This window comes from Xylophilus rhododendri, assembly GCF_009906855.1.
GTDB lineage: Bacteria > Pseudomonadota > Gammaproteobacteria > Burkholderiales > Burkholderiaceae_C > Xylophilus > Xylophilus rhododendri.
The window spans coordinates 5,019,602-5,041,372 of record NZ_CP047650.1; the positions used below are offsets into that span (position 1 = coordinate 5,019,602).

A 21,771-nucleotide genomic window follows, 5' to 3' on the forward strand; every position below is an offset into this window, starting at 1 on the left:
GCTCAGCCGGCCATGCCTTGAACGCCCGGCCACTTCTGCGCATCCACCACCTGGGTGACCACCTGCCGGATGAGGCGGCCGGCCTCGCGCAGCCCGGCCACCGGCGGCCGGTTGCGGGCGGTGGCGCTGGCCACGGCGCGCAGCACGTCGGTGCCTTCGATGGGCACCGCCTGCAGCAGGCCGCGTTCGACCTCTTCCTGCACGGCGGCCAGCGGCAGGATGGTGCAGCCATGGCCGGCATGCACCAGCTGCCGGGTCAGGGCGGTGGAGCCGTCGCATTCCAGCGCCACCCGCAGGGGCTGGGCGTAGCGTTGGGCCAGCGATTCGGCCAGGCCGCGCAGGCCGTGGGCGGTGCTGGGCAGCACCAGGGGCAGGTCCAGCAGCCGCGGCACGTCGATGCTGGCGCCGGGCAGGGGCATGCCGGGCGGCAGCACGCAGTAGAGGGGCTCCTGCAGCAGCAGGTCGTAGTCCATGCCCTGGCCCTGCTCGGGCAGGTAGAGCACGGCGGTGTCGATCTCGCCGTCCTGCAGCAGCTGCACCAGGCGGTGGCCCAGTCCCTCGACCAGGCGGATGCGGGCATGCGGAAACCGCTGGCGCAGCGCATGGCCCAGCGGGCCGAAACACATCTGCGCGATGGTCGGCTGCGCGCCGACGGTGATCTGCAGCGGCGCATCGGCCGCCAGCTCCACCGCCAGCTGGCGCGCCTGGCGCAGGGATTCGACCAGCTTCTCGGCCTGCAGCAGCAGGGCGCTGCCGGCGTCGGTCAGCACCATGCCGCGGCCGCTGCGGTGGAACAGGCGCACGCCGATGCCGTCCTCCAGCCGGCCGATGTGGCGGGTGAGGGTGGACTGCTCCATCTGCAGCTCCACCGCCGCGCGCGAGATGCTGCCGTGGCGCGCCACGCTGTGGAAGTATTCGATCGCCGCCGCGTCCATCGCCATCGCCCGCCTGTCCTTGTCCGCCACGCAAAGCCGCGATTGTCGCGCCGCGGTAGCGCTTAAGCTCCATCCCGCATGAAAACCGCCGAAGCCCCGTCCGCCGCCGCCACCCTCGATCCCGCGCGCGGGCGCCGCATCGCCCTGCTGGTGGCCAGCGCCTTCTTCATGGAGAACTTCGACGCCACGGTGATTACCGCCGCGGTGCCGGCGATGGCCGAGAGCTTCGGCGTGGCGCCGGTGGCGCTGTCGGCCGGCATCAGCGCCTACCTGCTGGCGCTGGCGGTGTTCATCCCGGTCAGCGGCTGGGTGGCCGACCGCTTCGGTGCGCGCCGGGTGTTCGCCAGCGCGGTGCTGCTGTTCACCCTGGCCTCGGTGGCCTGCGGCCTGGCGCAGAGCCTGCCGGCCTTCGTCATCGCCCGCATCCTGCAAGGCATGGGTGGTGCCCTGATGGTGCCGGTGGGCCGGGCCATCGTGCTGCGCAGCACACCCAAGAGCGGGGTGGTGAAGGCGATCGCCACCATCACCTGGCCGGGCCTGGCCGCGCCGCTGCTCGGCCCGCCGATGGGCGGCTGGATCGCCAGCCACTGGAGCTGGCACTGGATCTTCTTCGTCAACCTGCCGCTGGGCGCGGTCGCGCTGCTGCTGGCGCTGCGCTGGATCGACAACCAGCCCGGCGTGCGCCGGCCCTTCGACTGGACCGGTTTCCTGGCCAGCGGCGTCGGCCTGGCCGGCACGCTCTACGGGCTGGAGCTGACCACGCAGAACCCGGTGGACTGGCCGCTGGTGGCGGCCACCGTGGGCGTGGGCATCGCCTCGCTGGTGTTCGCGGTGTGGCATCTGCGGCGCGCGGAGCATCCGCTGGTCGATCTATCGGTGCTGCGGGTGCAGACGTTCCGGGCCTCGGCGGTGGGCGGCACGCTGTCGCGCATCTCGATCGGCAGCGTGCCCTTTCTGATGCCGCTGATGTTCCAGCTGGGCTTCGGTTTCGGCATGGTGCAGTCGGGGCTGCTGATGATCGCGCTGTTCGCCGGCAACCTGGGCATCAAGCCGGCCACCACCGGCCTGCTGCGGCGCTTCGGTTTCCGCAGCACGCTGGTGGGCAACGGCCTGCTGGCGACGCTGAGTTTCATCGGCTGCGCGCTGCTCACGGCCGACACGTCCTGGCTGGTGATGGCGGTGGTGCTGGTGTTCGGCGGCATGACCCGGTCGATGCAGTTCACCGCCGTGGGCACGCTGGCCTTCTGCGACACCACGCCGAAGCAGACGGCCGGGGCCAGCACCATGTTCAGCATGTTCCAGCAGCTGAGTTCGGGGCTGGGCATCGCGCTGGGCGCGGTGGCGCTGCGTTTGTCGGAAAACTTCAGCGGGCACGGCGGAACGCCGGGTGTGGCGGATTTCCGCTTCGCGCTGGGCTTGATGGCTTTGCTGACGCTGCTGTCGCTGATCGATGCCTGGCGGCTGCCGCGGGATGCGGGGCAGCAGGTGAGTGGGCATCGGGGCGCTTAACGCCCGCCGCCCAGCCTCGGATCCAGCCAGTCCCGCAGCCCGTCCCCCAGCAGGTTCACCCCCAGCACCGCCATGGCGATGGCCGCGCCGGGAAAGATCGCCAGCCAGGGCGCGGTGGACATCAGCGTCTGCGCCTCGCTGAGCATGCGCCCCCACGACGGCATCGGCGGCTGGGTGCCCAGGCCCAGGTAGGAGAGGGCGGCCTCGGCCAGGATGGCCACGCCGAAACGCACGGTGGCCTGCACCAGCAGCAGCGGCGCGATATTGGGCAGCACATGCACGAAGGTGATCGCCCAGGGCCCGCGGCCGGTGGCCTTGGCGGCGCGCACGAAATCGCGGGCCCAGACCGATCGGGCGCCGGCGCGGGCGATGCGGGCGAAGGTCGGCACGTTGTAGAGGCCGATGGCCAGCATCGCGTTGCCGATGCCGGGGCCGTACACGGCGGTCAGGGCCACGGCGGTGAGCAGGGCGGGGAAAGCCAGGCCCAGGTCGGTGAGGCGCATCAGCAAATCCTCGGTCCAGCCGCGGCGGGCGGCGGCGAGCAGGCCGATGGCGGTGCCGGCGACCAGGCCGATGGCGACGGCGGCCACACCCACGGCGATCGAGGCGCGTGCGCCCAGCAGCAGCTGCGAGGCGATGTCGCGGCCGTAGGCGTCGGTGCCCATCCAGTGCGGCCACGACGGCGGCTGCAGCCGGTCGGCCATGGCCATCTCGAAGGGCGGCCAGGGCGTCCACAGGTAGGAGAGGCCGGCCGCCATCAGCAGCAGGGCGACGAGCAGGGCGCCCGCGATCAGGCCAGGGCGCTTCATCGCGCGGCCCCGCGCAGGCGCGGATCGATGGCGGCGTACAGCACATCGACCGCGAAGTTCACCAGCACCACCAGGGTGGCCAGCAGCATCACGCAGCCGCGCACCAGCGGCAGGTCGCGGTTGCCGATGGCCTGGAAGACCAGGCGGCCGAGGCCGGGCAGGGTGAAGACGTTCTCTACCACGATGGCGCCGGCCAGCAGCTCGGCGAACTGCAGGCCCATCACGGTGACGACCGGCACGGCGGCGTTGCGCAGCACATGTTTCCAGAGGATGGCGCGTTCGCTGAGGCCCTTGGCGCGGGCGGTGCGCACATAGTCTTCCCGCAGGGTTTCCAGCACGGCCGAGCGGGTGAAGCGCGCCAGGATGGCGGCCTGCACCGCCGCCAGCGCCACGGCGGGCAGCCACAGGGCGCGCAGGCCTTCGGCGATGCCCTGGTCCCAGCCGTCGAAGCCACCGGCCGAGAACCACTGCAGCTTCACCGCGAACAGCAGCACCAGCAGGATGGCCAGCCAGAAGTTGGGCACGGCCACGCCGATCTGGGTGATCGCCATCAGCGTGGTATCGGTGCCGCTGCGGTGGCGGGCGGCGGCGGTCACGCCCACGGCCAGGGCCAGCACGCAGGTCAGCAGCATGGCCAGCAGGGCCAGGGGCACGGTCAGCGCCAGGCGTTCGGCGATCAGCGTGGAGACCGGATCGCCATAGCTGGCGCTGGTGCCCAGGTCGCCGTGCAGCAGGGCCAGCAGCCAGTGCAGGAAGCGGCTCCAGGCCGGCTGGTCCAGGCCCATCTGGGTGGCCAGGGCGCGCACCGCCTCGGGCGCGGCGTCGGGGCCCAGGGCCATCTGGGCGGCGTTGCCGGGCAGGATGTCCAGCGCCCAGAAGACCAGGGCGGCCATGGCCGCCAGCGTCACGAGCAGGCCGAGCAGGCGTCTGGCGATGAAGGCCGTCATCTAGGGGGCGGTGGGCGGTGGCATCAGCTGCGGATTATGGCGGTGCGCCCTGACAGCGCCAGGGTGTTTGCGCGGCCGGGGATAATCGCGCCCATGGCCCTCATGATTACCGACGAGTGCATCAACTGCGATGTCTGCGAGCCGGAATGTCCCAACGATGCGATTTCCGCTGGCGAGACGATCTATGTGATCGACCCGCAGCGCTGCACCGAGTGCGTGGGGCATTTCGATGAGCCGCAGTGCGTGCAGATCTGCCCGGTGGCCTGCATTCCGGGCAACCCGGAATTCGTGGAGGATCAGGGCAGCCTGTTCGCCAAGTACATCCGGCTGACGCAGGCGTCGCCCGCCGCCTGAGCCCCGCGCGGGTTCAGTCGCGGATGTGGGCGAAGTCCACCAGCTTGCGGTACTGGGCCACGTCTGCGCGGATCATCGCGGCGACATCCTCCCTGCCGCTGGCCGGCACCATGCTCGCCTCGTCCAGGCGCTTGCGGATCGCCGGATCCTGCAGCGTGGCCTGCAGGGCGGCGGCCAGCCGGGCATTGACCTCGGGCGGCAGGCCGCGCGGCCCGACCAGCGCGAACCAGCCGATCATCTCGTAGCCCTTCAAGCGGGGGTGCTCCGCCAGCGCCGGCACGCCCGGCATGGCGGGGCTGCGCTGCGGGCTGCTGATGCCCAGGGCGGTGATGCGGCCGCTGCGGATGAAGGGCGCGGCGGCGGCCGGCGAGATCATGGCGAACTCGATGTTGCCCCCGGCCAGGTCGCTGAGCAGCGGCGCCGTGCCCCGGTAGGGGATGTGGGTCATGAAGATGCCCGCGCGCTGCTTGATGAGTTCGCCGGCGAAATGCAGGATGGACCCCACGCCCGAGCTGCCGTAGCTGTATTGGCCCGGCTTGCGGCGCACCGCCTCGACGAATTCGTCCAGCGTCTTCACGCCCGCCTTGGGGCCGGCCACCAGCAGCACCGGCGCGGTGACGGCCAGGCCGACCGGGGTGAAGTCCTTCTCGGGGTCGTATTTCTGCGCCGGGTTCACCGTGCCGGTGGCGGCCAGTTCGTTGTTGGCGCCGACCAGCAGGGTGTAGCCGTCCGGCGCGCTGCCCGCCACCTTCTGCGCCGCGATGGCGCCGGCGGCGCCGCCGAGGTTGTCGACCACGATGGCGGCATGCAGGCGCGGGCCCAGGCCGTCGGCCAGGATGCGGGCGGCGATGTCCACCGATCCGCCCGCCGGGTAGCCGACCACGATGCGGATGGGCTTGGACGGATAGTCGTTCTGCGCATGGGCCGCGGGCAGCAGCGCCGCCGAGGCCAGCGCGGCCGCCAGGCAGGAACGGAGGAAGGAGAGCTTGAACATGGCGTGTCGCCCGGAGTAGAGGAAAAAAAGCGTGTCGGCCTTCAGCCGGCCAGGAATTCCTGTGCCAGCTTCACCCAGTAGCTGGAGGCGATGGGCAGGATGGCGTCGTTGAAGTCGTAGCCGGGGTTGTGCACCATGCAGCCGCCGCTGCCGTGGGTCTCGCCCACGCCGTTGCCGACGATGAAGTAGCTGCCGGGCACCTTCTCCAGCATGAAGGAGAAGTCCTCGCTGCCGGTGATCGGCTGCAGGTCCGGCAGCAGGCCGTCCTCGCCCAGCCAGTCGAGCGCCACCTGGCGGGCGAAGGCGGTGCTGGCCTCGTCGTTGACCAGGGCGGGATAGCGCCAGCGGTAGTCGACCTCGGCGCGCACGCCCAGCGTGGCGGCCTGGGCCTGGACGACTTCGGTGATGCGATCGCGCAGCATGGCGCGCACCTCGGGGCGGAAGGCGCGCACCGACAGGCGCATCTCGACCTTGTCCGGGATCACATTGGGTGCGTCGCCGGCATGGATGGCGCCCACCGAGATCACCGCCACGTCGCGCGGATCGACATTGCGCGAGACGATGGTCTGCAGCGCCAGCACGATGTGCGCCGCCGCCACGACGGGGTCGGCCGACAGGTGCGGCGCCGAGCCGTGGCCGCCCTTGCCCAGCACCGAGATCAGCACCGTGTCCGAGGAGGCCATGAAGGAGCCCGCCTTGAAGCCGAACTTGCCCGCCGGAAAGCCTGGCATGTTGTGCAGGCCGAAGACGGCGTCGCAGGGGAAACGCTCGAAGAGGCCGTCCTCGATCATCTTGCGGCCGCCGCCCAGGCCCTCTTCGGCCGGCTGGAAGATCAGGTGCACCGTCCCGTCGAAGCCGCCTTCGGCCGCCAGGTGCTTGGCGGCGGCCAGCAGGATGGCGGTATGGCCGTCGTGGCCGCAGGCGTGCATCTTGCCGGGCACGCTGCTGGCGTAGCCCAGGCCGGTGGCCTCGTGGATCGGCAGGGCGTCCATGTCCGCCCTCAGGCCGATGACACGCGAACCGCCGCCGCGCCTGAGGGTGCCGACCACGCCGGTGCCGCCCAGGCCCCGGTCCACCGCGTAGCCCCATTCGGCCAGGCGCTGCGCCACCAGGTCGCTGGTGGCGAACTCCTCGAAGGCCAGCTCGGGATGCTGGTGGATGTGGTGGCGCAGGGCGACCATCTCCTGCTCGATGGCGCGGATGCCGGGCAGCACGGGGTCGAGGTCCAGGGCGTGTGTCATGTCTTCGTCTTGCTTTTGTGGTGGTTGCGGCGAAGTCTAGGAAGCGGCCCCTGGCCTGCGCAGACAGGCTGTGCCTGGCGCCGCGCAGCGCTGCCTGTCTGGCCGCTGCCCATAATCCGGGGCATGAAGCTGCACCAGATCCGCTATCTCGTCGCCGTCGCGGCGCAGGGCAGCATCCGCGCGGCGGCGCGTTCGCTGGGCGTGACGCAGGCCGCGGTGACCCAGGGCCTGCGCGAGCTGGAGGCCGATTGCCGCCTGGCCCTGTTCACCCGCCACAGCGCCGGCCTGGTGCTGACGGATGCCGGGCGCGACCTGCTGCAGCATGCTCAGCGCATCCTGCTGCAGATGGAGCAGGCCGAGGCGGAACTGGCGCGCCACCGCGATGCGGGCACGCCGCAGCGGCTGTCGATCGGCATCACCCCCTGGGTGGCGCAAAGCCTGCTGGCGCGCGTGTTGCCTCCGTTCCGGGCGGACATGCCGCATGTGCAGCTGGAGATGCTGGACGGCTATTCCTCCGTCGCCTATCCGCGCCTGCGCGACGGCTCGCTGGACCTGATGATCGGCCGCATCGCCGAGGCCGACGAGATGGCCGGCCTGCAGGCCACGCCGCTGTTCACCTACGAGGCCACGGTGATGGCGCGGGCCGGCCATCCGCGCGCCGGGGTGCGCTCCATCCACGAGCTGCTGGAGGACGACTGGCTGCTCAACTTCGCCCCCGGCGGCGAGCAGGCGATGATGCGCCAGCTCTTCCTGCAGCATGGCGCCGCCGTGCCGCGCCACCGCATCGTGCTGGCGCAGTCCGCCTCGCTGATGCTGACCCTGGTGCAGCAGACCGACATGCTCACCTTCTGCCCCTGGCCGCTGGTGGAGACCGATGCGCTGCGCGGCCGGGTGGTGGCGATGCAGCTGCGCGAGCGTTTCGCGCCGCGCACGGTGGGCGTGATCCGGCGGGCGCAGGCGCGGCCCTCGCTGCCGGCCGAACGTTTCCTGGCGCACTTCATGGCGCAGGTGCAGGCCAGCGCGGCGTCGGACGATCCGGAGCTGCGGCGGGTGTTCTATTCGGTGGACCTGCACTGAGGGTGCGGTCCGGCGGGCGCTGGATCGTCAGATTTCCAGGTTGTCGATCAGCCGGGTCGCGCCCAGGCGCGCGGCGCCCAGCACCACCAGCGAATGCCAGTCGTCTGCATGGCCGGGCTGCGGAGGCAGCAGGTCGGCGCGCCGGCGCACGGTGAGGTAGTCGGGCTGCCAGCCGCGGGCGGCTAGGCTGCGCGCGGCTTCGGCTTCGAGGGCGTCCAGGTCGCGGCGGCCGCCCCGCACCGCATCGCCCAGGGCCCGCAGGGCCAGCGGCAGCTGCACCGCCTCGGCGCGCGCCGCGGCGTCGAGGTAGCCGTTGCGGGAGGACAGGGCCAGTCCGTCCTCGGCGCGTTCGGTCTGGCCGGTCACGATCTCCACCGGCAGCGCCAGCTGGCGCACCATGCGGCGCACCACCATCTGCTGCTGGTAGTCCTTCTGCCCGAAGAGCGCGAAACGCGGCTGCACGCAGTTGAAGAGCTTGAGCACCACGGTGCAGACGCCGGTGAAGAAGCCGGGGCGGAAATGGCCCTCCAGGATGTCGGCCAGCGCCGGGTCGGGCAGCACCTTGAAGGTTTGCGCTTCGGGATAGAGATCGGCCTCGCGCGGCGCGAAGAGGATGTCGCAGCCGCCTTCCTCCAGCCGCGCGCAGTCCTGCTCCCAGGTGCGCGGATAGCTGTCGAAATCCTCGTGCGGCAGGAACTGCAGCCGGTTGACGAAGATGCTGGCCACACTCACATCGCCCAGTCCGCGGGCGCTGCGCAGCAGGGCCAGGTGGCCGTCGTGCAGATTGCCCATGGTGGCCACGAAGGCCGGGCTGCGGTAGGGCGCGAGCAGGGCGCGCAGGTCGGAGATGGAATGGGCGATGAGCATCGGGCTGGTCTTGTCTCGTCTCGTTTGGGCACGGGCGGCCGCGCGGCGAGCGGAACTCTAACAGCGTCGGTTTTCGGTCGCGGCCCCGGTGCTTCGGCTTGCCAGGAAGCGCCGAGGCGCTGCCTGTGCACAGTGCGAAGCCTTCATCATGAAATTCGAGGCCAGGAATGAACGGTATGGCGGCAGCCGGCTGCGGCACGGCCAGGACGGGCCCAGCCATCCCGGCCACCCGGCTGCAGGACCTCAGCGAGCTGTCGCTGCTGCAGGTGTGCAGCTACCTGGCCGATCCGGATGTGTTGCCCTTTTGGGCGGCGGCGGTGTCCGGTCCGGCCGATCCGTCGCCGGATGCCTACTGGTCCGGCAACGGCATGGCCCATGTACTGGCGGCCGAGGCCCTGGGCGCGCGGGTCGCGCTGGCCATGCAGGCGGACGAAGCCGGCGACGCGGCCACCGCCGCCTTTGCCGGCTGGTGCCGGCAGCCTGTCCGCCCCGGTGGCCGCAGGCCCTTGCTGCAGGCGCTGCGCCGGCTGCGCGACTGGCGCAAGAAGATCCTGGTGGACCGCCAGAACGGCCTGGTGCCGGCCGGCGGCCGGCCCCCGCCGGGGTGGCTGGCCCCGGCCGCCGTGGACGGGCAGGCACAGGCGCTGCGCGGCCTCTACCGCGAATGCATGGACTTCGTGCGCCAGCTGCCGCGGGGCAGGCGCCAGCCCTTGTGGACGGAACTGGTGGCCATCGGCCAGGTCACCGGCAGCCTGCACCACTACCTGCACCAGCGCTTCGACGGCAGCGACTTCGCGGCCGAGAACACCGTGCTGGCGCTGATGCTGAACACCCCGGGCGTCAGCCTGGCCGATGGCGCCCTGGCAGGGCTGATGCGTAATGCGCTGCAGATGCTCGACGGCGCAGCCTTCATCGAACGGGCCGCCTTCATGCTGGAGACCGTCGGTGCGCTGCGGCGCGACCGGTGCTGCGACAAGCTGGGCACGGCCGCCACGGTGGCACAGCAGCTGCTGTGCCGGGCCGATGCGGGGCTGGTGCAGGCGGTGTGCGAGCTGGCGCAGCGCACGCTCGAGGTGCTGGACCCGGAGATTCCCCGGCTGCGCGGCACCAAGGCCGAACTGCTGAGTTCGCTGCTGCGCCTGAAGCCGCATGCGCAGCTTGCGCAACGGCCCTTGCTCGATCAGGTGATCGCCTCGATGCGGGCCTGAGGTCCACCGCGGTTTCGGCCGGAGTTCGGCTGGAGTGGGCAAATGCGCAAAGACGGCGGACAGCGGCGGCGGCGGAGCGGGAAATTCGAGGTTTTCAAGCTGTCGGAGTCACCATGGAATTTCCTCCGTATCGCCACGCCGATGCTTGCGCACCCATGCTCCGGACGGAGACCGAACAGGACACAAGCGGCGGCCAGCCGGCCCCTGCGCCGCCGTCGGCGGCGGGCGAGGGCTTTCTCGACAGGCTGCCGCAGCGGGCTCCGCAAGTGCTGCAATCCCGTTGCGAATCGCTGTTCGCCTTCATCGGCTACCCGTCACCGGACAAGCTGCTGATCGAATCGCGCTACCGCGGGCTGATGCGCCTGTGCGCCGGCCTGCCTCGCAGCAAGCCGGCCTGGCCCGAGCTGAACGGGCGGCTCGAACAGCTGCACCAGGACCTGGGCGGCATACAAGGCAGGAGCTTCGAGCCCACGCAGCGCTTCGAACTCCTCGACGAGGTGTGCCGGATGGAGGAAGAGGCCCGGCTGCTGCTGTTCAGCCTGTACAGGAAAGGGTTGCGCAAGGAGGAGGAGGACGCATTGCTGCGCAAGCATGCGCCGGGGGCCACGCAATGGATGAAGCCGTCCACGCTCAGCGCCCGGTCTTCGCTGGTGTCCGACTCGCTCGAGGATTCCGAACCCGAGCCCGGACTGGAGTTCGAGCCGGTGTTCCTGCCCGCGTTCGAATCCGGACTGAGGCAAAGGATGCTCCCCCCCAGCCACCCGGAGTTCATGGCCGCGGCTCCGCTGCCCGATCCGCTGCCCGATCCGATGCCCTTCTCCATGGATGTCCGGCGGATCGCCAACTTGAAGGCCGTCCTCCAGAGGGCCTGGGACCGGACGGACGGCAAGGGGCAAATCGAGGGCCGGCATGCGGCCGCGCTGTTCTTCCAGCTGCTGGAGGTCGCCGGTGCCGACATCCGATATTTCACCGACCAGTCCCCGGAAATGAGCGGGAAGTACCTCGACCTGCGTGAGGTCCTGCAGCAAGCCCTGGACCTCATGCCCGAGACGCGTATGAAGGCCATCGCCCACATCGCCTGGGAATATCTGGAAGAGCTGCAGCCGTGAGCGCCGGCGCCGGCCCGGCAGCGCGCCTTCGTCCGGGAGATCGGGATGCGCAATATGGGCTGGCGGTGTGGAGAACGCGGCGAGAAATTGGCTGTTTTCATCCCTGCCGGAGTCACCGTGGGTTTTCCTTCGTCCTATCGCGTCAAAACATCCTGGGTCCGCGTCGGCCCTGGTGCCGGGCAGCATGCATCGGCAGGCAAGCCGCCCCGTGCGCCGCCTTCTGCCCGGGAAAGCAGCCGGATGCTCGACGGCCTGCCGCAGCGGGCTCCGAGCGTCGATGCATCCTGCTGCGACTTCCTGCTCGGTGCCATCGGCTTCGATGTACGCGAACAGCGGGAGATCGACAAACGCCACCGCCGGCTGATGCGCCTGTGCCGCGCGCTGCCGCGCAGCGCGCCGGCCTGGCCCGGCCTGAGCCAAAGGCTGGACCGACTGCACCGCGAACTCCAGCTCATCCTGGGGCGGAACTTCCCGCCCTCGCATGGCAGCGAGCTGCTGGACACCTTGAGCCGCTTGGGCGATCAGGCCGAATTGATGCTGCACAGCGTGCACAGGAAGGAAGGCCGCCGGCAAGCTGAGTACGCGCCGGCCGCGATGCGGCTGACGGAGCCACCGCCGCTGCTGTCGACAGGAGTGCCGCCGAAGAGCATCGAGCCTTTGCCCGCTCCGGAACTGCACGAGCCCTGCGAGCCGCGGCCGGAGCGCCCGGTATTCATCGCCGCGGGGGCGCTGGCGGACCCGCATCCCTGCATCCTCGACCGGCAGCTCGAATCCCTGCAGGCGGCCATCCAGACGGCTTGTTCACGCCTCGACGGCGACGGGCGCATGCTGGGCCCGCACGCGGCCGAGCTGTATTGGCAACTGATGCAGGTCGCCGGCGTCGAAGGACGGCCCGACTGGACGGCGCCGGGACAGGGCCAGGGCTTCCACTACCTGCGGCCGGTCTTGCAGAGCGCCATCGCCTCCATGCCGGAGCCGGTCCGGGAGGCCGTTTCACCCTGGGCCTGGAAAATCCTCGAGGAGCTGCAGCAGTGAGCCGGCCGCCGCGCGGCGCGGGCGTTACCAGGCGTGCAGGGTGTCGTCCGGAAAACTGCCGTCCTTGACCGCGGCCACATAGGCGCGCATGGCTGCGGCCACGCCGCCCGCGCCGTCCATGAAGTTGCGCACGAACTTCGCGTTGCGGCCCAGGTTGACGCCCAGCATGTCGTGCATCACCAGCACCTGTCCGGCGGTGCCGCGGCCGGCGCCTATGCCGATGGTGGCGCAGCGCGGCAGCGCGCCGCTCAGTTCGGCGGCCAGGCGGGCGGGCACCATCTCCAGCACCAGCAGGGCGGCGCCGGCGTCCTGCAGCGCGATGGCGTCGGCGCGCAGGCGCTGGGCCTGGGCCTCGTCGCGGCCCTGCACCCGGTAGCCGCCGAGGGCGGACACCGTCTGCGGCGTCAACCCCAGGTGGCCGCAGACGGGGATGCCGCGCTCGACCAGGAATCGCACCGTCTCGGTGGTCCAGCCGCCGCCTTCGAGCTTGACCATGTGGGCACCGGCCTGCATCAGCACGGTGGCACTGGCCAGGGCCTGTTCACGCGACTGGTGGTAGCTGCCGAAGGGCAGGTCGGCCACGATCCAGGCGCTGCCCTGCACCCGCTGCAGGCCGCGGGCCACGCATTCGGTGTGGTAGCGCATGGCATCGAGCGTGACGGCCACGGTGCTGGCCTGGCCCTGGCAGACCATGCCCAGCGAATCCCCCACCAGCAGGCATTCGACGCCGGCCGCATCCGCCATGGCGGCGAAGGTGGCGTCGTAGGCGGTGAGCATGGCGATCTTCTCGCCGCGCCCGTGCATGGCCTGCAGCCGGGGCAGGCTGATCGGCTTGCGGTCGGCGGAGCCGGCGGCCTCGGGCGGCGTGCCGTAAGGCGTGGTGCTGGCGGCGGTGTCGGCAGGGGTGTGGACTGTCATGGCCGCAGGACTCTAGCACCGCGGTTTCGTGCAGCATGGGGGAATGCGCAAGGCCGGCTGGCGCTGTCGGGAGCGCGGTCGAAGATGGGCTTTTTTCCATCTTGCGGGAGTCATCGTGGACTTTCCTCCCTATCCGCTCGCCGGTGCGTCGGCGGGCCTGCTCCTGGAGCAGGCGGTGCCGGCTGCGCCCGGCGCCGGACCGCTGCATGCCGCGCCGTCGATGCGGCCCGGCGGCTGTCTTCTGGACGGCCTGCCGCGGCAGTCGCCCGTGGTCCTGCAATCCCGCTGCGAGACCCTGTTCGCCGGCATCGGCTACCCGCCGCCGGACAAGCTGCTGATCGAATCGAACCATCGCCGGCTGATGCGCACATGCCGCGACCTGCCTCGCGGCACGCCGGACTGGCCCCGTCTGCACCAGCGGCTGATGCAGCTGCAGTGCGACCTGGCCTACATACAGGGCAGGAGCTTCCTGCGTGTGCAGCGCTCCGAACTCCTGAAGCAGTTGTGCCGGATGGGCGAGGAGGCGCAGCAACTGGTGTTCAGCCTGCGCCGCAAGGCGCTACGGCGGCTGGACACCGAAGCCTTGATGCAGCTGGATGCGGCGTCGTTCACCGGATGGATAGCGCCGCCCGCGCGCCGGGCCGTTTCCTCGCTGGAATCGGATTCGCTGGAACGCTCCGGGTCGGAGCCAGGGCCGGAACCGGAACCCGCATCCGGATCGAGGCAAGGACAGCCCGTGGCCGGGCAGCGTGTGCTCGTGGCTGCGGGCACGCTTTGGGATCCGGTTCCCTTTCGCATCGACGCGCAGGGGCTCGCCGACATGAGGGGGGCCATCCTGGCCGCCTCGCAGTGCAGCGATCGCCGGGGGCTCATCGCCTGCCGGGATGCGGCCGGCTTGCATGCGCGCCTGCTGCGGGTCGCCGGCATCGAGGGGCCGCATGTGGCCTGCGATGTGCCGGGCCTGGAGCAGCATTTCCTGGACCTGGATACCGCCCTGCGCTATGCCCTGGACGACATGCCCGATTCAGCCAGGCGCATCATTTCGCCGCTGGCCTGGCAATACCTCAAGTCGCTGCAAGCGTGAGTCGAGGGACCGGGCCGGGGGCGGGGGGAGGCTTTGGCATCCGCGGTCTTCGGCCGGATGCGGGCTGCTTCGCAAGATCCTGTTGGCGCGGGATCTGGCGGCGCGGGAAAGTCGCCATTCCATTTCTCGCAGGAACTTCTGTGGCCTTCCCTTCGTATTTCAGCGCCAGGGCTTCCTGGACGCCTCCGAGTCCCGATGCCAGCTTCGATGCCGGCGATTTCGAACGTTCCGCGAGCTTGCATGCCGACCCGGGCGGCGGGCGGCTCCTGGACGGCATGCCGCGACGCGAACCGCTGGTGGAGCTATCCTGCTGCGAGCTTTTGCTGAGCAGCGTCTTCGGCTGCGATCCGCACGACACGGCGGATATCCATGCGCGCTACCGCCGCCTCATCGAGACATGCCGCCGGCTGCCTCGTACGGCGCACGAGTGGCAATCGCTGAGCCAGCGGCTCGAACGCCTCTACCGCGATATCAAGGTGCTCAAGTGCGGCACCTTCGCACCCGCGCGGCGCAGCGAACTGCGCGACGAGCTGGGCCGCCTGTGCGGCGAGGCCGACACCATTCTGCGCAAGCTGAGCCGCAAGCAATGGACGCAACAGTACAAGGAGATATCGAGGCAGCAGAACACGCTCAGCCCGGTGCCGCAGCGTGTGGCGCCCGCCTTGTACAGCTCCAACTCTTCGCTGAACTCCGATCCGCCCGACCGTCCTGAAAGTCCCGAGCCCGCCGCGCCGCCCAGGCAGGGCCGGGTGCGGCGCCGCGACCGGCCGGCGGCGTTCCAGCGCCCGGCGCCGCTGCCTGTGGTCGAACCGGCGAACCGGTCTTCCTTCGAAATGACCGGGCAGCGGATCGCCGCCATGCAGGATGCGATCCGGGAGGCGTGGGAAACGACGGACGGCAAATCCCGGCTGAAGGGCGAAGACGCGGTGGATTTCCACCTGCGGATGCGGCAGGTGGCCGACATCGGCCAACGCCATGTGATCTTCCACGCGCAGGAGCTGCGTGACAGGCTGGTGCCCCTGCACGCCGCCCTCAAGACCGTGCTGCGCAGCATGCCGGATGCGCCGCGGCGGGCGATCGAACCGCTGGCGCTGCAGTACCTGGCTTCGCTGGAGCAGTGAACCCTTCGCCGCACGGCGCCGGCCGCTTCAGCTGGAGTAGGCCAGCCGCACGTAGATCGGCGCGAAGGCCTCGGCCTGGGTGATCTCGATCAGCGTTTCCTTGGCCAGTTCCAGCAGGGCGATGAAGGTGACGACCAGCACCGTCTGGCCCTTCTCCGGCTGGAACAATTCCTCGAAGGGCACGAAGCGCCGGCCCTGCAGGCTGCGCAGCACATAACTCATGTACTCGCGCACGCTGAGTTCCTCGCGGGTGATGGTGTGGTGCTGCACCAGTCTTGCCCGCTGCAGGATGTCGCGCCAGGCCGATTGCAGGTCGGCCACATGCACATCCGGAAAACGCGGCTGCAGGCTCTGCTCTATCGTGACCTGGGCACGCAGGAAGTCGCGGCCGTACTGCGGCAGCGCATTGAGCTTGGCCGCGGCCAGCTTCATCTGCTCGTATTCCAGCAGCCTGCGCACCAGCTCCGCGCGCGGGTCTTCCGGCTCCGCGCCGGGTACGGCAGCCTTGGGCGGCAGCAGCATGCGCGACTTGATCTCGATCAGCATCGCCGCCATCAGCAAGTATTCGGCGGCCAGCTCCAGGTTGCGGCTGCGGATCTCGTCGACATAGGACAGGTACTGGCGCGTCAGCGCCGCCATCGGGATGTCGAGGATGTTGAAGTTCTGCTTGCGGATCAGGTAGAGCAGCAGGTCCAGCGGGCCTTCGAAGGCTTCGAGAAAGACTTCGAGCGCATCCGGCGGGATGTACAGATCCTGCGGCATCGCGAACAGCGGCTCGCCGTAGAGGCGGGCCAGCGCGACCTGGTCGATGACATCCGGCGAATCGCCATGGCCGTGGCCGTCGGCCTCGACCGATGCGATGTCGTTCATGGAAAACGGAGGCGGCCCGCGCCCTCAGTTGCCGCTGTTGTCGGTCTGGTAGACGTAGGGCTTCTGCTTGATCTCGCCGGCGTCGTAGCCTTCCCAGGCATCGCGGTCGATCTTCTTGTCCCAGAGCAGGGCGCGGCCGGCGACCTGCTCGGCATCCAGCGAGGGGTGTTGCTTCTTCAGGTCGTTGAGGAAGTCGGTGACTTCGGAGGTGTAGTGCTTGCGTTGGAAGATGGACATGGGGCGAACCTGGAGAGCCTTTTCCGGCCGGACGGCGGAAGAACGGGTGATTTTACAAAGGACGGCGCCTCGTGCTGCGTTTTCCGGCAGCTGAATTCGTGCGGCCCCCGAGTTTGCAGGCCTGGCGGCTGCAAAGTGGGGCGGATGAGTTTTCCATCCTATGGTTCCGTCATCGATCGGCCAAGCGTGAGTCACATGCCGCTTGCAGCGCAGCGCGAGGGCGAAACCAAGTCCGAAACGGATCCGCTGCTGCCACGCCCAGGTCGTGATTTGCATGGCGACCCATGGGCCGGCGCGGACTTCACCGGCCTGCGCCCGGACGACGCCATGCCTTCCCGCACCCTCGGCACCATGCTGCGCATCTACCGCCGCAAATACCGCATCGAGGTGGCCACCGTGGTCTTCTGGAGCATCCGCCCCACGGCCGAGCGCATGCGGCGCTGGTGCGACAGCCTGCCGCCCGGCGGCCATGCCGTGGCGCTGGCGGCGACCCATTCGGGCCTGCACACACTGGCGCTGGTGCTGCTGCGCTCGGGCGAGGGCGTGTCTTCCTGCCTGATGGTGGACAGCGCCGGGGCCTGCCTGGGCACCGTCATCCGCAGGCTGGCCGAACAATTCGACGACCGTGTCTATGTGACGCCCCGCATCCAGCGCGGCGACGAGCACGGCTGCATGTACTTCGCCCTGCGTTTCGTGCTGATGACCCGTTGTCCGGACCTGGGCGAGCGGGTCAGGCGCACCCTGCGGGCCAACGATGCGCGCCATGTCGGCGCCTGCCCGGGCGCCCGCCAGCTCGAACTCGAAGACATGGCGCCGCTGGCCGGCTGGGTGGCGGCGACCCGCTTGCGCTCCGAGCTGCAGGGCCTGGACGAAGTATGCGGCCAGCGCCTGGACAACGGCGGCAGCCACGCGGGCTGGACGGTGGACCAGTTCCTCGACCGGCGCCCGGACAGGATCGCGCTGAATGTGCGGACGATGTATGACGAGGTCGACCGGCTGGTGCACGAGCCGCGAGCCTGCCTGCTGTCGGACGCCAGCGTGGCCTATCTGCGCCACCGCTTCCTGCGCCACCTGGAACCCGGGAACGCCTAATCCGAGCCCGGCACCACCGCCGACACCGCACGGCCGGCCAGCTTGACCGTGCCGACCGTGGCATCGACCGCCAGGCCGGCCACGCTGGCGGCGGCGCCGACCGTCGTCGCGGCCACGCTGACGGTGGCATCGGCCACCGCCACCACGGCGCAGCCGCCGAGGCCGTGGGCCAGCAGCGCGGTGGCCAGGAGCTTGGCGATCTTCATGGCGGCGATCAGCCGATGCGCATGCCAGGCGTGGCGCCCGGCCACGGCTCCAGCAGATGGATGCCGGGATGCGCCTTGCCGTCGGCATGGCTGGCGGCCAGCACCATGCCTTCGCTGACGCCGAACTTCATCTTGCGCGGCGCCAGGTTGGCCACCATCACCGTCAGCTTGCCGACCAGCTGCTCGGGCCGGTAGACCGAGGCGATGCCGCTGAAGACATTGCGCTGGCGGCCTTCGCCCACGTCCAGTGTGAGGCGCAGCAGCTTGGTGGAGCCTTCGACGGCCTCGCAGGCGTCGATGCGGGCGATGCGCAGGTCGACCTTGGCAAAGTCCTCGATGCCGATCACGGGGGCGATGGCCTCGCCGCCGGGCAGGGCGGGCGCGGCGGCGTGCGGCTCGGGCGCCGGGGCTTCGAACAGGGCTTCGAGCAGCTTGGGATCGACCCGCTGCATCAGGTGCTGGTAGGCGCCGATGGTGTGGCCCGCGCCGAGCAGGCGCGCCGCATCGGCGAACTGCAGCGGCTCGATCTTCAGGAAGGCCTCGACCTGCACGGCCAGCGCCGGCAGCACGGGCTTCAGGTAGATGGCCAGCAGGCGGAAGGCCTCGATGCAGGTCGAACACACGTCCTGCAGCCGGGCTTCCATGCCCTCCTGCTTGGCCAGTTCCCAGGGCTTGTTGGCATCGACGAACTCGTTGACCTTGTCGGCCAGCGCCATGGTCTCGCGCAGGGCGCGGGCGGTGTCGCGGGCTTCGTAGAGCGCGGCGATGTCCTCGGCCCGGGCCTGCAGCTGGTCGAGCAGGCCGGCGTCCACGCCGGCGGGCGCGCTCAGGCGGCCTTCGTAGCGCTTGGTGAGGAAGCCGGCGGCGCGGCTGGCGATGTTGATGAACTTGCCGACCAGGTCGCTGTTGACGCGGGCGGCGAAGTCCTCGGGGTTGAAGTCGATGTCCTCGTTGCGGCCGCTGAGCTTGGCCGCCAGGTAGTAGCGCAGATGCTCGGGCGACAGGCCCAGCGAGAGGTACTTGAGCGGATCGATGCCGGTGCCGCGGCTCTTGCTCATCTTCTCGTTGTTGACGGTCAGGTGGCCGTGCACGTAGATGGCGTCGGGCGTCTTGCGGCCGCTGAAATGCAGCATCGCCGGCCAGAACAGGGTGTGGAAGGTGATGATGTCCTTGCCGATGAAATGCACCTGCTCCAGCTCCGGCTGGGCCATGTAGGCGGCGTAGTCCAGGCCCTGCTTGTCCAGGTGGTTCTTCAGCGAGGCGAGGTAGCCGACGGGGGCATCGAGCCAGACATAGAAGTATTTGCCCGGCGCGTCCGGGATCTCGATGCCGAAGTAGGGCGCGTCGCGGCTGATGTCCCAGTCGCCCAGGCCGCCCTTGCCGTCCTCGTCCTGGTAGAGCCATTCGCGGATCTTGTTCTGCACCTCGGGCTGCACATGGCCGGGGGCGACGGTCCATTCCTTGAGGAAGGCTTCGCAGCGCGGGTCGGAGAGCTTGAAGAAGAAGTGGTCCGAGCTTTTCAGCACCGGCTTGGCGCCGGACAGGGCGGAATAGGGCTCGATCAGTTCGGTGGGTGCGTAGACCGCGCCGCAGACCTCGCAGTTGTCGCCGTACTGGTCCTTGGCATGGCAGTTCGGGCATTCGCCCTTGATGAAGCGGTCGGCCAGGAACATGCCCTTTTCAGGGTCGTAGAACTGCTCGACGCTGCGGGTCTCGATCAGGCCGGCGGCGCGCAGGTCGCGGTAGATGTCCTGGGCCAGGACGTGGTTCTCGGGGCCGTCGGTGGAATGCCAGTTGTCGAAGGCGATGTGGAAGCCGTCAAGATAGGGCTTGCGGCCGGCGGCGATCTCGGCCACGAAGGCCTGCGGCGTGATGCCGGCCTTGTCGGCGGCGATGGTGATGGCCGCGCCATGTGCATCGTCGGCGCAGACGAAGGCGACCTGCGCCCCGCGCATGCGCTGGAACCGCACCCAGATGTCGGCCTGGATGTATTCCATGATGTGGCCGATGTGGAACTTGCCGTTGGCATACGGCAGTGCGGTGGTGACGAAGAGCTGGCGGGGAGAGGTCATCGGATGTGGGGGCTGGAAGTCCCAGGGAAAACGGAGCTTGCGAGACGGGGCCGCCAATTCTAGGGGGCCCGTAAAAAAGCCTGCGGCACCGGGGGGTGCCGCAGGCCTTGTAGGGACTGCCGGGAGGCTTGCGGGCCGGTCAGCGGCCGAAACGGCCACCGCCACCGCCGCGGCCGAAACCGCCACCGCCGCCTCCGCCATTGCCGCCACCGCCGCCGGAGCGACGGCCGTAGCCGCCACCGCCGCCACCACCACCGCCGCCACCCGGGCGACGGCCGCGGCCGGCCATGCTGTCGACGCTGGTGCGCAGCGGATCGGGCTGGCCGGCAGCGCCGCCCTGGCCCATCGATTCAGCGCGGCGATGTGCCAGCTGGTCGGCCTGCGAAGGGCTGATCGCATTGCCGTGATGGCGCGGCTGGCGCTCCTCGCGCGGCACCGGCGGGAAGTCGCCACGGTCGGCACCGCGGTCGGCGCGTTCCGGACGCGGGCCGCGGGGCTGGTTCTGGCCGCCGTTGCCGCCAAAGTTGCCACCGTTGCCGAAGTTGCCGCCACCGCCGTTGCCGCCGCCCTGGCCGAAACGCTGGCCCTGGCCACCGCCACCGCCATTGCCGCCGCCGTTGCGCCGGCCGGCCGGCTGGCCGCCGCGGGGCTGTCCGCCACCGCCGCCGCCATTGCCGCCGCCTGCGCCGCCACCCTGGCCGGCCTTGTTGTCGCGGATGCGCTGCATCATCTCGGTACGCGCGGCCTTGGCCGCTGCGGCCATGACTTCACGGCTCGGCGGCTTGCCGGCGCCGCCCCAGATGGTCTGGCGGCCCATGGCGATCGGCTCGGCGCGTTCGCCTTCGTCCGGACCGAAGCCCTCGACCACCTCGACGGCGATCTTCTGCTTGGTGAAGCGCTCGATGTCGTACATGAAGCCTTCTTCGTCCATGCAGACCAGGCTGACGGCGGCGCCGTCGGCACCGGCGCGGCCGGTACGGCCGATGCGGTGCACATAGTCTTCGGAGACGTTGGGGATCTCGTAGTTGACGACGTGCGGCAGCTCGTCGATGTCGATGCCGCGGGCGGCGATGTCGGTGGCGACCAGCGCGCGGATCTCGCCGCTCTTGAAGCCGGCCAGGGCCTGGGTGCGGGCCGACTGGCTCTTGTTGCCGTGCAGCGCCATGGCGCTGATGCCGTTCTTCTCCAGGAATTCGGCCACGTTGTTGGCGCCGAACTTGGTGCGGGTGAAGACCAGCACCTGGCTCCACTCGTGGCGGTTGATGATGTGGGCCAGCAGGGCCTTCTTCTTGGCGCGGCCGACCGGGTGGATCACCTGGGTGATGCGCTGCACGGTGGTGTTGGACGGCGTGACCTGCACGCTCTGCGGATTGCGCAGCAGGCCGTTGGCCAGCTCGCGGATCTCGTCGGAGAAGGTGGCCGAGAACAGCAGGCTCTGCTTTTCCTTGGGCACCAGGGCGAGGATCTTCTTCACGTCGTGGATGAAGCCCATGTCGAGCATGCGGTCGGCTTCATCGAGGATCAGGACCTGCACGGCCGACAGGTCGAGGTGGCCCTGCTGCTGCAGGTCCAGCAGGCGGCCGGGGGTGGCCACCAGGATGTCGACGCCGTGGCGCAGGCGGTCGATCTGGGGGTTCATGCCGACGCCGCCGAAGATGACGGCGGAGCTGAGCTTGAGGTTCTTGCCGTAGGTGCGGACCGATTCCTCGACCTGCGCCGCGAGTTCGCGGGTGGGGGTGAGCACCAGGGCGCGCACCTTCTTCTTGCCGCCGTTGCCTTCGTCCTGGCTCAGGCGCTGCAGCAGGGGCAGGGTGAAGGCGGCGGTCTTGCCGGTGCCGGTCTGGGCGCCGGCGAGCAGGTCGTGTCCCGCGAGAACCAGGGGGATGGCTTGCGCCTGGATGGGAGTCGGGGTCTCGTAGCCCTGTTCGCGCACAGCTTCTACGATGGCCGGGGCCAGGTTCAGTTCGTCAAATGTCATGGTGTGGTGCCCAACCAGGGCACGGGGACATCGGCCTGCCACGCAGCTGTTGAAAGCAGGGGCCAGTCTGAGGCTGATGTGTCTTCAAGGATGGGAGCCCGAACGCGG

21 protein-coding genes are annotated in these 21,771 nt (G+C 70.0%); 9 read left to right on the forward strand and 12 right to left on the reverse strand.

Annotated features, from left to right (window positions below):
- Window positions 1-2: 2 nt before the first annotated feature.
- Entirely contained in the window at window positions 3-941 is a 939-nt protein-coding gene (locus GT347_RS23235; RefSeq protein ID WP_160554449.1) for a LysR family transcriptional regulator, read from the reverse strand.
- A gap of 72 nt (window positions 942-1,013) precedes the next feature.
- Here GT347_RS23235 and GT347_RS23240 point away from each other — a divergent pair, with 72 nt between their 5' ends.
- Entirely contained in the window at window positions 1,014-2,444 is a 1,431-nt protein-coding gene (locus GT347_RS23240) for an MFS transporter (protein WP_160554450.1), read from the forward strand.
- Here GT347_RS23240 and GT347_RS23245 read toward each other — a convergent pair.
- Window positions 2,441-3,253, reverse strand: a complete 813-nt coding sequence (locus GT347_RS23245) for an ABC transporter permease (protein WP_160554451.1) — start codon at window positions 3,251-3,253, stop codon at window positions 2,441-2,443. The genes GT347_RS23240 and GT347_RS23245 overlap by 4 nt on opposite strands.
- On the reverse strand, window positions 3,250-4,200 hold the full coding sequence (locus tag GT347_RS23250; protein ID WP_160554452.1) for an ABC transporter permease: 951 nt from the start codon (window positions 4,198-4,200) through the stop codon (window positions 3,250-3,252). The genes GT347_RS23245 and GT347_RS23250 overlap by 4 nt, the downstream gene beginning before the upstream one ends.
- Window positions 4,201-4,293: 93 nt before the next feature.
- On the opposite strand from GT347_RS23250, the gene GT347_RS23255 reads away from it, so the two are divergent.
- Window positions 4,294-4,554, forward strand: coding sequence for a YfhL family 4Fe-4S dicluster ferredoxin (locus tag GT347_RS23255; protein WP_160554453.1), 261 nt, complete (start codon window positions 4,294-4,296; stop codon window positions 4,552-4,554).
- Window positions 4,555-4,567: 13 nt separating this feature from the next.
- Here GT347_RS23255 and GT347_RS23260 read toward each other — a convergent pair whose 3' ends face one another.
- The gene (locus tag GT347_RS23260; protein ID WP_160554454.1) at window positions 4,568-5,548 is read right to left on the reverse strand and encodes a Bug family tripartite tricarboxylate transporter substrate binding protein; all 981 of its coding nucleotides are present in this window, start codon (window positions 5,546-5,548) and stop codon (window positions 4,568-4,570) included.
- Window positions 5,549-5,589: 41 nt separating this feature from the next.
- Entirely contained in the window at window positions 5,590-6,789 is a 1,200-nt protein-coding gene (locus GT347_RS23265; protein WP_160554455.1) for a M20 aminoacylase family protein, read from the reverse strand.
- A gap of 123 nt (window positions 6,790-6,912) precedes the next feature.
- On the opposite strand from GT347_RS23265, the gene GT347_RS23270 reads away from it, so the two are divergent.
- Window positions 6,913-7,866: a LysR family transcriptional regulator gene (locus tag GT347_RS23270; RefSeq protein ID WP_229722442.1), complete on the forward strand. Its 954-nt coding sequence runs from the start codon at window positions 6,913-6,915 to the stop codon at window positions 7,864-7,866.
- A 27-nt stretch (window positions 7,867-7,893) separates the two neighbouring features.
- On the opposite strand, the gene panC is transcribed toward GT347_RS23270, so the two are convergent.
- Window positions 7,894-8,733, reverse strand: a complete 840-nt coding sequence (gene panC, locus GT347_RS23275) for a pantoate--beta-alanine ligase (protein ID WP_160554456.1) — start codon at window positions 8,731-8,733, stop codon at window positions 7,894-7,896.
- A gap of 176 nt (window positions 8,734-8,909) precedes the next feature.
- Between panC and GT347_RS23280 the strand changes: the two genes are divergently transcribed.
- From GT347_RS23280 to GT347_RS23290, 3 genes are all read left to right on the forward strand, one after another.
- Window positions 8,910-9,941 carry a hypothetical protein gene (locus tag GT347_RS23280; RefSeq protein ID WP_160554457.1) on the forward strand — a complete coding sequence of 344 codons (1,032 nt, stop codon included), beginning with the start codon at window positions 8,910-8,912 and terminating at the stop codon, window positions 9,939-9,941.
- 113 nt (window positions 9,942-10,054) lie between these two features.
- Entirely contained in the window at window positions 10,055-11,050 is a 996-nt protein-coding gene (locus GT347_RS23285) for a hypothetical protein (RefSeq protein ID WP_160554458.1), read from the forward strand.
- Window positions 11,051-11,290: 240 nt separating this feature from the next.
- Window positions 11,291-12,085, forward strand: a complete 795-nt coding sequence (locus GT347_RS23290) for a hypothetical protein (protein ID WP_160554459.1) — start codon at window positions 11,291-11,293, stop codon at window positions 12,083-12,085.
- Window positions 12,086-12,109: 24 nt separating this feature from the next.
- Here GT347_RS23290 and panB read toward each other — a convergent pair whose 3' ends face one another.
- Window positions 12,110-13,003, reverse strand: coding sequence for a 3-methyl-2-oxobutanoate hydroxymethyltransferase (gene panB / locus GT347_RS23295; RefSeq protein WP_160554460.1), 894 nt, complete (start codon window positions 13,001-13,003; stop codon window positions 12,110-12,112).
- Between the two features lie 115 nt (window positions 13,004-13,118).
- On the opposite strand from panB, the gene GT347_RS23300 reads away from it, so the two are divergent.
- Both GT347_RS23300 and GT347_RS23305 read left to right on the forward strand, forming a co-directional pair.
- Window positions 13,119-14,087 carry a hypothetical protein gene (locus GT347_RS23300; protein ID WP_160554461.1) on the forward strand — a complete coding sequence of 323 codons (969 nt, stop codon included), beginning with the start codon at window positions 13,119-13,121 and terminating at the stop codon, window positions 14,085-14,087.
- Window positions 14,088-14,227: 140 nt separating this feature from the next.
- On the forward strand, window positions 14,228-15,208 hold the full coding sequence (locus tag GT347_RS23305; RefSeq protein WP_160554462.1) for a hypothetical protein: 981 nt from the start codon (window positions 14,228-14,230) through the stop codon (window positions 15,206-15,208).
- A gap of 27 nt (window positions 15,209-15,235) precedes the next feature.
- On the opposite strand, the gene GT347_RS23310 is transcribed toward GT347_RS23305, so the two are convergent.
- Both GT347_RS23310 and GT347_RS23315 read right to left on the reverse strand, forming a co-directional pair.
- Complete coding sequence (locus tag GT347_RS23310) at window positions 15,236-16,078, reverse strand: segregation and condensation protein A (RefSeq protein ID WP_160554463.1); 843 nt, start codon at window positions 16,076-16,078, stop codon at window positions 15,236-15,238.
- A 24-nt stretch (window positions 16,079-16,102) separates the two neighbouring features.
- Window positions 16,103-16,315, reverse strand: coding sequence for a DUF3460 family protein (locus GT347_RS23315; protein ID WP_160554464.1), 213 nt, complete (start codon window positions 16,313-16,315; stop codon window positions 16,103-16,105).
- 327 nt (window positions 16,316-16,642) lie between these two features.
- On the opposite strand from GT347_RS23315, the gene GT347_RS23320 reads away from it, so the two are divergent.
- Window positions 16,643-17,407 (forward strand): hypothetical protein, encoded by a 765-nt coding sequence (locus tag GT347_RS23320; RefSeq protein ID WP_160554465.1) that lies wholly within the window; start codon window positions 16,643-16,645, stop codon window positions 17,405-17,407.
- Here the strand turns inward: GT347_RS23320 and GT347_RS23325 are convergent.
- From GT347_RS23325 to GT347_RS23335, 3 genes are all read right to left on the reverse strand, one after another.
- Complete coding sequence (locus GT347_RS23325) at window positions 17,404-17,613, reverse strand: hypothetical protein (RefSeq protein ID WP_160554466.1); 210 nt, start codon at window positions 17,611-17,613, stop codon at window positions 17,404-17,406. The genes GT347_RS23320 and GT347_RS23325 overlap by 4 nt on opposite strands.
- An 8-nt stretch (window positions 17,614-17,621) precedes the next feature.
- Window positions 17,622-19,685 carry a methionine--tRNA ligase gene (gene metG, locus GT347_RS23330; protein ID WP_160554467.1) on the reverse strand — a complete coding sequence of 688 codons (2,064 nt, stop codon included), beginning with the start codon at window positions 19,683-19,685 and terminating at the stop codon, window positions 17,622-17,624.
- Window positions 19,686-19,824: 139 nt separating this feature from the next.
- Window positions 19,825-21,663, reverse strand: a complete 1,839-nt coding sequence (locus tag GT347_RS23335) for a DEAD/DEAH box helicase (protein ID WP_160554468.1) — start codon at window positions 21,661-21,663, stop codon at window positions 19,825-19,827.
- Window positions 21,664-21,771 lie beyond the last annotated feature (108 nt).

Coding starts and splice junctions, on each gene's coding strand:
- GT347_RS23235 (WP_160554449.1), bottom strand. CDS start 941: ATGGCGATGGACGCGGCGGCGATCGAATACTTCCACAGCGTGGCGCGC.
- GT347_RS23240 (WP_160554450.1), top strand. CDS start 1,014: ATGAAAACCGCCGAAGCCCCGTCCGCCGCCGCCACCCTCGATCCCGCG.
- GT347_RS23245 (WP_160554451.1), bottom strand. CDS start 3,253: ATGAAGCGCCCTGGCCTGATCGCGGGCGCCCTGCTCGTCGCCCTGCTG.
- GT347_RS23250 (WP_160554452.1), bottom strand. CDS start 4,200: ATGACGGCCTTCATCGCCAGACGCCTGCTCGGCCTGCTCGTGACGCTG.
- GT347_RS23255 (WP_160554453.1), top strand. CDS start 4,294: ATGGCCCTCATGATTACCGACGAGTGCATCAACTGCGATGTCTGCGAG.
- GT347_RS23260 (WP_160554454.1), bottom strand. CDS start 5,548: ATGTTCAAGCTCTCCTTCCTCCGTTCCTGCCTGGCGGCCGCGCTGGCC.
- GT347_RS23265 (WP_160554455.1), bottom strand. CDS start 6,789: ATGACACACGCCCTGGACCTCGACCCCGTGCTGCCCGGCATCCGCGCC.
- GT347_RS23270 (WP_229722442.1), top strand. CDS start 6,913: ATGAAGCTGCACCAGATCCGCTATCTCGTCGCCGTCGCGGCGCAGGGC.
- panC (WP_160554456.1), bottom strand. CDS start 8,733: ATGCTCATCGCCCATTCCATCTCCGACCTGCGCGCCCTGCTCGCGCCC.
- GT347_RS23280 (WP_160554457.1), top strand. CDS start 8,910: ATGGCGGCAGCCGGCTGCGGCACGGCCAGGACGGGCCCAGCCATCCCG.
- GT347_RS23285 (WP_160554458.1), top strand. CDS start 10,055: ATGGAATTTCCTCCGTATCGCCACGCCGATGCTTGCGCACCCATGCTC.
- GT347_RS23290 (WP_160554459.1), top strand. CDS start 11,291: ATGCTCGACGGCCTGCCGCAGCGGGCTCCGAGCGTCGATGCATCCTGC.
- panB (WP_160554460.1), bottom strand. CDS start 13,003: ATGACAGTCCACACCCCTGCCGACACCGCCGCCAGCACCACGCCTTAC.
- GT347_RS23310 (WP_160554463.1), bottom strand. CDS start 16,078: ATGAACGACATCGCATCGGTCGAGGCCGACGGCCACGGCCATGGCGAT.
- GT347_RS23315 (WP_160554464.1), bottom strand. CDS start 16,315: ATGTCCATCTTCCAACGCAAGCACTACACCTCCGAAGTCACCGACTTC.
- GT347_RS23320 (WP_160554465.1), top strand. CDS start 16,643: ATGCCTTCCCGCACCCTCGGCACCATGCTGCGCATCTACCGCCGCAAA.
- GT347_RS23325 (WP_160554466.1), bottom strand. CDS start 17,613: ATGAAGATCGCCAAGCTCCTGGCCACCGCGCTGCTGGCCCACGGCCTC.
- metG (WP_160554467.1), bottom strand. CDS start 19,685: ATGACCTCTCCCCGCCAGCTCTTCGTCACCACCGCACTGCCGTATGCC.
- GT347_RS23335 (WP_160554468.1), bottom strand. CDS start 21,663: ATGACATTTGACGAACTGAACCTGGCCCCGGCCATCGTAGAAGCTGTG.